The sequence below is a fragment of the Alienimonas sp. DA493 genome, assembly GCF_043951915.1.
GTDB lineage: Bacteria > Planctomycetota > Planctomycetia > Planctomycetales > Planctomycetaceae > Alienimonas.
The window spans coordinates 1-7,836 of the sequence record NZ_JBINJD010000202.1; the positions used below are offsets into that span (position 1 = coordinate 1).

At 69.4% G+C, this 7,836-nt stretch carries 13 protein-coding genes; 11 read left to right on the forward strand and 2 right to left on the reverse strand.

All coding sequences use genetic code 11. The features are described from left to right. Positions 1-140: 140 nt before the first annotated feature. Entirely contained in the window at positions 141-428 is a 288-nt protein-coding gene (locus ACG2DA_RS20415) for a hypothetical protein (RefSeq protein ID WP_395258225.1), read from the reverse strand. A gap of 118 nt (positions 429-546) precedes the next feature. Between ACG2DA_RS20415 and ACG2DA_RS20420 the strand changes: the two genes are divergently transcribed. Both ACG2DA_RS20420 and ACG2DA_RS20425 read left to right on the forward strand, forming a co-directional pair. Continuing rightward, on the forward strand, positions 547-1,659 hold the full coding sequence (locus tag ACG2DA_RS20420) for an endonuclease/exonuclease/phosphatase family protein (protein ID WP_395258226.1): 1,113 nt from the start codon (positions 547-549) through the stop codon (positions 1,657-1,659). Continuing rightward, a complete protein-coding gene (locus ACG2DA_RS20425) occupies positions 1,656-1,937 on the forward strand; it encodes a hypothetical protein (protein ID WP_395258228.1) in 282 nt (93 codons plus the stop codon). Before ACG2DA_RS20420 ends, ACG2DA_RS20425 begins: the two co-directional genes overlap by 4 nt. A 16-nt stretch (positions 1,938-1,953) precedes the next feature. On the opposite strand, the gene ACG2DA_RS20430 is transcribed toward ACG2DA_RS20425, so the two are convergent. Continuing rightward, positions 1,954-2,619: a hypothetical protein gene (locus ACG2DA_RS20430; protein WP_395258229.1), complete on the reverse strand. Its 666-nt coding sequence runs from the start codon at positions 2,617-2,619 to the stop codon at positions 1,954-1,956. Between the two features lie 101 nt (positions 2,620-2,720). Here ACG2DA_RS20430 and ACG2DA_RS20435 point away from each other — a divergent pair, with 101 nt between their 5' ends. The 9 genes from ACG2DA_RS20435 to ACG2DA_RS20475 all read left to right on the forward strand — a co-directional run bounded on the left by ACG2DA_RS20435 (position 2,721) and on the right by ACG2DA_RS20475 (position 7,643). Next, positions 2,721-3,014: a hypothetical protein gene (locus ACG2DA_RS20435; protein ID WP_395258231.1), complete on the forward strand. Its 294-nt coding sequence runs from the start codon at positions 2,721-2,723 to the stop codon at positions 3,012-3,014. Between the two features lie 1,081 nt (positions 3,015-4,095). Continuing rightward, entirely contained in the window at positions 4,096-4,464 is a 369-nt protein-coding gene (locus tag ACG2DA_RS20440; protein ID WP_395258232.1) for a hypothetical protein, read from the forward strand. Then, positions 4,461-4,745: a helix-turn-helix domain-containing protein gene (locus ACG2DA_RS20445; protein ID WP_395258234.1), complete on the forward strand. Its 285-nt coding sequence runs from the start codon at positions 4,461-4,463 to the stop codon at positions 4,743-4,745. Before ACG2DA_RS20440 ends, ACG2DA_RS20445 begins: the two co-directional genes overlap by 4 nt. Further along, positions 4,742-5,047, forward strand: coding sequence for a helix-turn-helix domain-containing protein (locus ACG2DA_RS20450; protein WP_395258236.1), 306 nt, complete (start codon positions 4,742-4,744; stop codon positions 5,045-5,047). The genes ACG2DA_RS20445 and ACG2DA_RS20450 overlap by 4 nt, the downstream gene beginning before the upstream one ends. Continuing rightward, positions 5,040-5,591 carry a hypothetical protein gene (locus tag ACG2DA_RS20455; RefSeq protein WP_395258237.1) on the forward strand — a complete coding sequence of 184 codons (552 nt, stop codon included), beginning with the start codon at positions 5,040-5,042 and terminating at the stop codon, positions 5,589-5,591. The genes ACG2DA_RS20450 and ACG2DA_RS20455 overlap by 8 nt, the downstream gene beginning before the upstream one ends. Before the next feature lie 9 nt (positions 5,592-5,600). Then, positions 5,601-5,894 (forward strand): hypothetical protein, encoded by a 294-nt coding sequence (locus ACG2DA_RS20460; protein WP_395258239.1) that lies wholly within the window; start codon positions 5,601-5,603, stop codon positions 5,892-5,894. A gap of 50 nt (positions 5,895-5,944) precedes the next feature. Next, positions 5,945-6,241 (forward strand): helix-turn-helix domain-containing protein, encoded by a 297-nt coding sequence (locus ACG2DA_RS20465; protein WP_395258240.1) that lies wholly within the window; start codon positions 5,945-5,947, stop codon positions 6,239-6,241. Positions 6,242-6,405: 164 nt separating this feature from the next. After that, the gene (locus tag ACG2DA_RS20470; RefSeq protein ID WP_395258242.1) at positions 6,406-7,029 is read left to right on the forward strand and encodes an HNH endonuclease; all 624 of its coding nucleotides are present in this window, start codon (positions 6,406-6,408) and stop codon (positions 7,027-7,029) included. Continuing rightward, positions 7,026-7,643 carry a hypothetical protein gene (locus ACG2DA_RS20475; RefSeq protein WP_395258244.1) on the forward strand — a complete coding sequence of 206 codons (618 nt, stop codon included), beginning with the start codon at positions 7,026-7,028 and terminating at the stop codon, positions 7,641-7,643. Before ACG2DA_RS20470 ends, ACG2DA_RS20475 begins: the two co-directional genes overlap by 4 nt. Positions 7,644-7,836: the final 193 nt, after the last annotated feature.

Here is a 7,836-nt window from a genome sequence, read left to right on the forward strand (position 1 = left end):
GCTCGCCGCCGACTACGCCCTGTGGTCCGAACGCGGGTGCGACGCGGCGGCGTACGGCGGACTGCCGGACGTGCTGGCGGACCCGGGCGTCTGCGTGCCGTGGGGCGAGTGACCGGGGGCCAAACCGGACCGCCGCAGCGTCAAACGGACGGCCGGTTAAGCACGTCGCCGCGAAGATCGACGATCGCCAAGACGGCTCGATTGATCGCCCAGAGCAGCAACAGGCCGACGCCGACGACGGCGAAGACGCCCGGCTTGAAGGGGGCGTCGCTGCCGAGCATGAAGAACAGGCCGCCCAGCAACATGAGGGTCCCCGGGACGCCGAGGCAGATCGCGAGGACGAATGAGTCGGGAGCCGTCGGCTTTGCTGGGGCGGGGGCCGGCGTGGCGGCGGGTTCGCGTTTGCGGGCGGGAGCGGCGGCGGACATCACATCACGCTGACGTTCCGGCGCCCCCGCGGCAAGTCCTCACCTCGCGGGCGTTGGGACGATCTATAAAGATCGGGTGACCGTTGTCGCATCCACTCCGCTCCGGCAGGGTGTCGCCATGAACGCCCGCACCGCCCTGCCGCTCGTCCTCGCCGTCATCGCCGTCGGCTGCTCGCCGGCCCCGGAGCCCGAATCGACCCCCGCCCCGGCTCCCGCCGAGACGCGACCGGAGGATCCGCTCCCGGCGGACCCGATGCCGACGCCGACCGAGGCCAACCCGACGCCTGCCAACATGACGCCGGCGACCGACGCCCCGCCGGCCTTCGCCGCGGACGACGTGACAGTCGTCACCTGGAACAGCGGCCCGATCTTCTCCGTCGCCGATGCCGAGGCCCGCGCCGCCGACTTCGCCGCTCTCGCCGCGGACGTGGGGCCGGACGTGGTGTTGCTTCAAGAGATCACCTCCCGCGAGGTCGCTGAGTCCGTCGCCGCGTCGATGGGCCTGCCGACCGGGCCGGAGCACGTGGTCGTCAGCGACTTCAACCCCAACGACGACGCCGAGTACAGCAGCTTGGAGGTGGCGATCCTCTCCCGCTACCCGCTGACGAACGCCGTCGAGTTCGACCGCGGGACCGACGGCAACAGCCGACCGGGCTACCCGCCGGAGCGGAAGCTGGAGCGGGTCGACTTGGAGGGCATCGCGGACGTCGGCGTCGGACGGGGCTTTCTCGCCGCCAACGCGCCCGGCCTCGGCGCCGCGTTCGTCGTGACGCACCTGAAATCCTCCGGCGGCCGGTCGGGCGACGCGGACCGCGACAACGCCCGGAAGCGGGAGATCGTCGCCGCCGCGATGGCCGAATACGTCGTCGAGGAGATGAAGGCCGACCCGGACCTCACCGTTGTGGTGGGCGGGGACTTCAACGTCGGCGAGACCGACGCGGCGAAGAACGGCCGCGACCTCGCCGACGACCGGACCGACGGCTACGACGACACCCACGCCCTGATGGCCGGCGGGCTGGTGGACGGCCTGCGGCTGCGAAGCCTCACCCGCGAGACGGGGAACACCTACGATGACACCCCGGGCGACGGTCGGTTTCCGTACCCCGGCGTGGGCGCCATCGACGTGCTGTACGTGGGCGGGGCGGCGGAGGACCGATTCGAAACGGCGAGCCGCGGCGGCGACACGTTCGGGAGCGACCATTACCCGGTGCGGGCTACGATGCGGCCGTGAGCGACGAGCCACCCACTACGAAACGAGACGCCCGTCGCCGCCCGGCGGTGGTCCAGTTCCTCGAAGAACTCCGCCCGTCCGACGTGATCCCTCGACACCCGGGCCGGGACCGGCTGCTCACGACCGGAGAGGTGGCGGTTCTGCTAAACAAGTCGGCCGAGAACGTCCGGCTGATGGCTCAGGACGGCGTGCTGCCGAGCGTGCAGGACGGCCACCGCACGAAGGTCTGGTGGTCGGACGTGAAGGCGTACTGCGACCGCAACTACGTCGCCGGCTGAGCGGCGCCCCGTCCGCTCACTTCTCCCACAGCACGACCGACCCCCACAGGTCCCCGGCGTAGCCGATCTCCGCCCGGTCCGCCGTCAGCACAACCCGCTGCCGCACGTCGCCCCCGACGGTCGTAAAGGAATCGCCCGCCTCCGAGATCACGTCCGGCATCGTCGCCCGCGCGGCGTTGCCAGCCGTGAAGGCGAGGGACTGCCGCAAGGTCTCGCCGCCGTCCTCCGGCACGCCGCCTAGCAGCACGAGCCGGCCGCCGTTCTCCAGATCCTCCCAAGCCCCCTCGATGGCGGAGAGCGTGAGCGAGTCGAACTCCGCGCCGAGCGTCTCGGCCATCGTCACGGTCCCGTCGTCGCCCGGCGTGAACCGGACCTGGTAACTCCCGGCGGCGTCCGGCTGACCGCCGAACGCGAACCTCTGGGCCGGTTCGTCCCTCGTCAGGGGTTGCAGCGTGAACAGGATGTCGGCACTCGTCGCCCGCCGGTACGTCCGGGCCGCCGCGGAACTGGCGGCCGCGACCGGTTCGCAGACCGCCGCCGAGTCTTCGGGGAACTCCATCACCACGACGACCGCGGGCGCCGCGGCCGGGGCGTTGGGCGAGGCCTTCGCCGCGGGCGGAGCGGGGCTTGGTCCGCACCCGGCGAGGACGATCAGCGGGAGCAGGCGGGCGGCGTGACGCATCGCGAGAACGGTTCCGGTCGGCGGCGGGACCCTCCGAAGGTGGCGCCGCGGCGACCCGCCCGCCACAGTCGAACCGCCCCCGGACTTGAAGAACCCCGACCGTGATCGCCCAGGTCGTCCGCGAATCGCACAGTCGGGACTACTGGACCGCCGAGGCCGGCTCCCACGCCGCCGGGGGTTCCGGCCCCGGCGAGGCCCTGCGGCGTCTCTGCCGGGCGCTGAACATCCCCAATGCCGACGTGCTGCCGCTGCCTGGGGCGACGATCGACCGGCAGACGTTCCGGCTGGGGCCGACGACAAGGTGCCCGGACTGCGGTGGGAGCGGGCGGTACGTCGGGCTGCGGGCGGCGGAGGCGTGCGAGACTTGCGGCGGCTGCGGTCGCGTGGCGGCGTAGGTCTACTTGTTTCATTCGGACGTCACTCGCGAGTAGATCGCGTCGGGAAAAGCAGCCGTATTGCTGACCCCGTTTCGTCAGTTATCCCGATTGAGGGGAGCGGCTTTCCCTAGGCCGCCTCCCCTCCCTCTGTCCCCGAGGTCCCCGTGCGATCTGCGACCTTCACTCTGACGGCAGCCCTTCTGGCCGTGACCTGCTGTTCCGCCACCGCTCCGAACGCGGAGGCCCAATTATTCCGGTGTCTCCACGGCCGAACGAAATGTCCCCCTCCTCAACGGCAGTGCTACTCGCCGCCCCGGCAGGTCTGTCACGCGCAGCCCATTTCGACATGCCCTCAACAGGCCCCCTGTCAGACCCAACCGGCCTGCCACTCCCACCAACACTCGCAGGCTTGCTATCCCTGCGCTCGAGGGGGCCAGCCGGTGTCCGCCTACGGCTATCACTGTCATGGCGGGACCTGCCGCCGCGCGAACTGCGATATCGACTGCATCGCCGAAAAGGCTCCGACTTGTGTTGCTATTTGTCAAGCGGACCCGAGCGGAGCACTTTGTATTACGTGCATCGGAGCCGCAGCGGTGCAGTGCTGCGATCTGAAGTGCGATCCGGTGTACTGCCACTATCACTGAATCTAGTTGCTCCGTGACGTACGACCGGAGATCGGCCTTACGCGACAACACGAAACCGCCCCCGGCTCCGCAGCGTGCGGGGTCGGGGGCGGAGTGCGTCAGCGGATGAACCGTCGGTGTCGCATCGGAGCGAGAACACTTACCGCAATGACCAAGACGGCCCAGAACTGAACGCGGGGATCGCCCGAAACGATGCCGAGGTAGTCGGCGATGTCGTGGGGCTTGGGAGTGACAGGCATTGGCTTCCTTGCCGAAGAGGAACTGAACGCGGGACCGGCGACGTGCCGGCTCCATACCCGGACGTCGGAACACCGCACAGGATCGCAGCAGCCGGCCCCGAAAAGTCTGCGTCCCATCCTTTGGGCGCGACGGACCGGGAGGCCGCTGCCAGCGTTCCGGGGCTGGTGGCTGCGGCAAATCGCGCCTCGGCGGCATCATCTGGTTATGCTCCCGCGATGTCCGAGACCTACACCACCTACAGCGGTTGGTACGTTCGCCACCCTTGGTACCAGTCCGCTCCGCCGACGAAGCCGACCGACTTGGTCAACGCCTACGACATGCAGGTGACTCACCGGCCCCATCACTTCCACGAGACGGAGGCAGAGGCTTGGGCTGAGGTGCGAGAGCACGCCACCGCGATGGCCGAGCAGGCGGAGAAGGATCTGGCCTTCTACTCCATCGACGGCGTTCATATCTCGCCCAAGGGCGTCAAGACGTTCGTCCCGATCGAGAAGGTCGAGGAGTGGCGAGCCGAGGCCAAACAGAAGCTGGAGATTGCGGAGGCGACGCTAGCCCTCTGCGACGAACGGGAGCGGGCGGCATGACGGAGCCGGAGGCCCCCGCAAAGCGAACGCCGCGGAAGAAGCTGCCGACGCTGGTCGAGTGGATCGAGGAGTTGAACCTCGCGAAGGTCAAGCCCCGCGTGCCGGGGCGGGATCGGTTGCTGACAACCGGCGAGGCCGCGGCACTAATGAACGTCACTCCAAGCATGGTTCGCACGTTGACCGAGAACGGCGAACTGCCGTTCGTCGTGATCGGCGCCCGGAATAAGATTTGGTGGACGGACCTGCGGTTATTCCTCGATCAGCGTCGGTATCAAGGATGAGCGACGATCAGCCGGCCGCAAAAGCACCGCAGCAGAAGCAGTTGCTCGCGGAGTTGATCGAGGGTCTGAGGCCGGAGGACATCCTGCCCCGGATTCCCGGCCGGGATCGACTGCTCACCACCGCACAAGCGGCGGCGATGCTGAACCGGAAACAGCATCAGGTCCGGCAGGAGGTCTACAACTGGACCACCGAGTTCCCTCACCTTCGGGTCGGCCGCGCAATGCGCTTCTGGGAGTCGGACATCAGGGAGTTCGCCGAGCACGGCCAGCGTCTCCGATGGCCTCAAACGCCCGATGAATAAAAAACCTCGGGAGCCGCTAACGCCGGTGATCGTGCCGGACGGCGTGTACTTCGCCGCCGACGTCGAGGCGACCTTCAAGCTGAAGGCCGGGACGATGGCGCAGTGGAAGCGGGAGGGCCTGCGGTACGCCGAGGTCGGGGCGGGGCACATCGTACGCGGCTCCGACGTGATCCGGTTCCTGTTCCCCGACGAGCCGCCGAAGCCGAAACCGGCGCCGCCGGCGCAGGAGCCGAAGGAGGAGCCCAAGCCCGCCGCTTTCCCGCCCGCGTCGTTCCCGGCCGCGCCCCAGGGCGGTCCGCTGTCGCCGGCGGATAAAGAGTGGGGCTACGTCCTGTTCTGCGAGGGGGCGCTGAAGGTCCGGGCGGCAATGGAGTTCGCGAATTGCGGGAGATCTGCACTCTACTCCTGGGCCAAACTGCCCCCGCCCCATGGCATCCGCATGAGCAACAGCGCGAATGGTCAGAACGCCCGGGTCTGCCGGCGGAGTCTGCGGGAACACCTTTCCAGACGGATGGGCGGGTCGAAGCGCCGACCCGGGTGGTAAGGTGCGGGCATGGCGAAACGCACACTCAACGATGCCAAGAAGCCACGGAAGGGGCGGCCGCCGAAGCCAGTCGATCAATCGACGTACAGCGGGAGGTTTGCGGCCCGACTGCGGGAGCTGCGAGAGCGCCGCGAACTGTCTGTCGCGGATCTACGAGACCACCTTGAGGACGGCGGTGTGAAGGTCGTTGAGGAAACAATCCGTTCGTGGGAACGAAACGCATCCACGCCGCCGCTCGATGTGTTCCCTGTGCTGGCGAGAATCTTGTACATCAAAATCGGCGACATGATGCCGCCGCAGTGACGCCCGACGCTGAACGGTTGCACCGGGGCGAGTCTCGCTAGGATTCCGCTATGGTCCGTCGCCGCCCCGCAACCGATGAAGCGACGCCCCGGATGGGCCGACCGCCCAAAGAGCCCGACCTGACGACCTACGCCGGGCGCCTGGGAGCCCGGTTGCGGGGCCTCCGTGAGAAACGCGGCTGGACGGTCGAAGAGTTCCGCGAACGGCTGCACGAGGCTGGCCTGAGCGTCCGCGGGGGAACTGTCCGCTCGTGGGAGCGGGGCGATCGAACCCCGCCTGCTGAGACTTTCCCGCACCTCGCCGCGACGTTCGGCGTAGCCCCGGGCGATCTGCTGCCGCCGGAGTGATGCGCAGCGGGTCCGGTTGTGACGGTTGACGTTTGCCACGTTCCGTAGCAAACTCCCGCCCCCGGTCTGCAATTTCGCACCCGGCAAATAGAGCGACCCGCGTCCCCCCGTGGCTGGTAACCAAAGGGACGCGGGTCGTCACTGACCCCTTTCGGAGCTACGCGATGAGCGTAACCGCTACCGTTCTGCCCCGTCAAGCGACCCCGCGGTCGCTTCCCCCGATCCCCGCCCATACGCACGCCGTCATCCGTGCGGACGGCATCCTCTGTCGGACGTTCGTCAGTCAGCGGGCGGCCGTGAAGTACGTTGAGGGCTACAAGGAAGCCGGAGGCGACGGCCTGCACGTCGTCACCATCGACGGCCGCATGCCGCCCCCGGAGCCCGGCACCAAGCGGCACACGAAGGCGACCCGGGACATCCTCTCCGCCGCCGACTGCCGGTGCCGCTACTGCGGCCGGAACCCGACCGGCGAGCGGCTGGTCCTCAGCATGATGACGCCCGCGTCTCAGGGCGGCACGAACCGGCCGGGGAACCTGACCGTCTGCTGCGAGTCCTGCTCCCGGTCGAAGGGCGACCGGACGCCGGAGGAGTGGGCCGACGCGATCCTCGCCGCCAAGCCGGCGACCCGGGACGAGGCCGCCGCCGGCCTGAAATTGGAAACCGAGGGGCTGTGCAGCATGTGGACGGCGCCCTGGGTCGAGGCCGCCCTCGCCAAGCTGGGCATCCCGACGCGGCGGCGGGAGATCCTCTACCGCGTCCCGGCCGACGGGAAGGAGGTGTCGCGATGAGCCCCCCGACCGATCTCCGCACGCGGCTCCCCCGGTCCTTCGAAGAGACCGCCTCCCGCTGGCACGCCGAGGGCGTTCGGTGCGACAGCTATACGGCGTACTGGACGCCCGAGGAGCTGGCCCGGCTGTTCGGGCTCCCCCGCGTGCTGCTGGACGCCCTCGTCCCGGCTGCCGTCGTGAGCGAACGCGGCGAACGGCCGGAGACCTGCCCGCCCCCGGGAACGCCGCTGTACGACCGCGAGCGGGTCGGCGCCGCGTTGGCGGCGGCCGGCAAGGTCCGCCGGCTCCGACGCGACGCCGGGCGGGATAAGTCCAAGTCCGAATCGGAGACCGCCGCGGCGCCGGAGCGGCCCGCCGTCGTTCCCCGGGTCGTCGGGCTCCCGCCCGCCCCGGGGCCGGGGAGCGTGCGGGACCTGATGGACCGCAAGCTCGCGAGGTGGCGGTCGACGCGGGGCGCCGCGGGGAACTGGAGCGTCGCCGACGACGCCGGCCGCACCGTCCGCGACGGCCTCACCTACGAGGCCGCGAAGGCGTACGCCCAGGCGACGCTCGACGCGGGCGGCGGACGGCTGTCGGTCTGCTGCCCGCCCCGGCCGCTGTCGCTGAACGCGTAGAAGTCCGGCTTGCCTGACTTTCGCCCGCCCCGGGGGAACACGCCGGGGCGGGTGTTCGGCGAGGGTGTCACTGACACCCCGTCGGCCCTACTTAGGGACTTTTCACGACCATTCATCGCTAATCGAGAAACGCCGAACCCCTATTTTCGCAGCGTGAAAAGGTTTTTCGCGTTTGGCGTAGACCGCTGCGGGT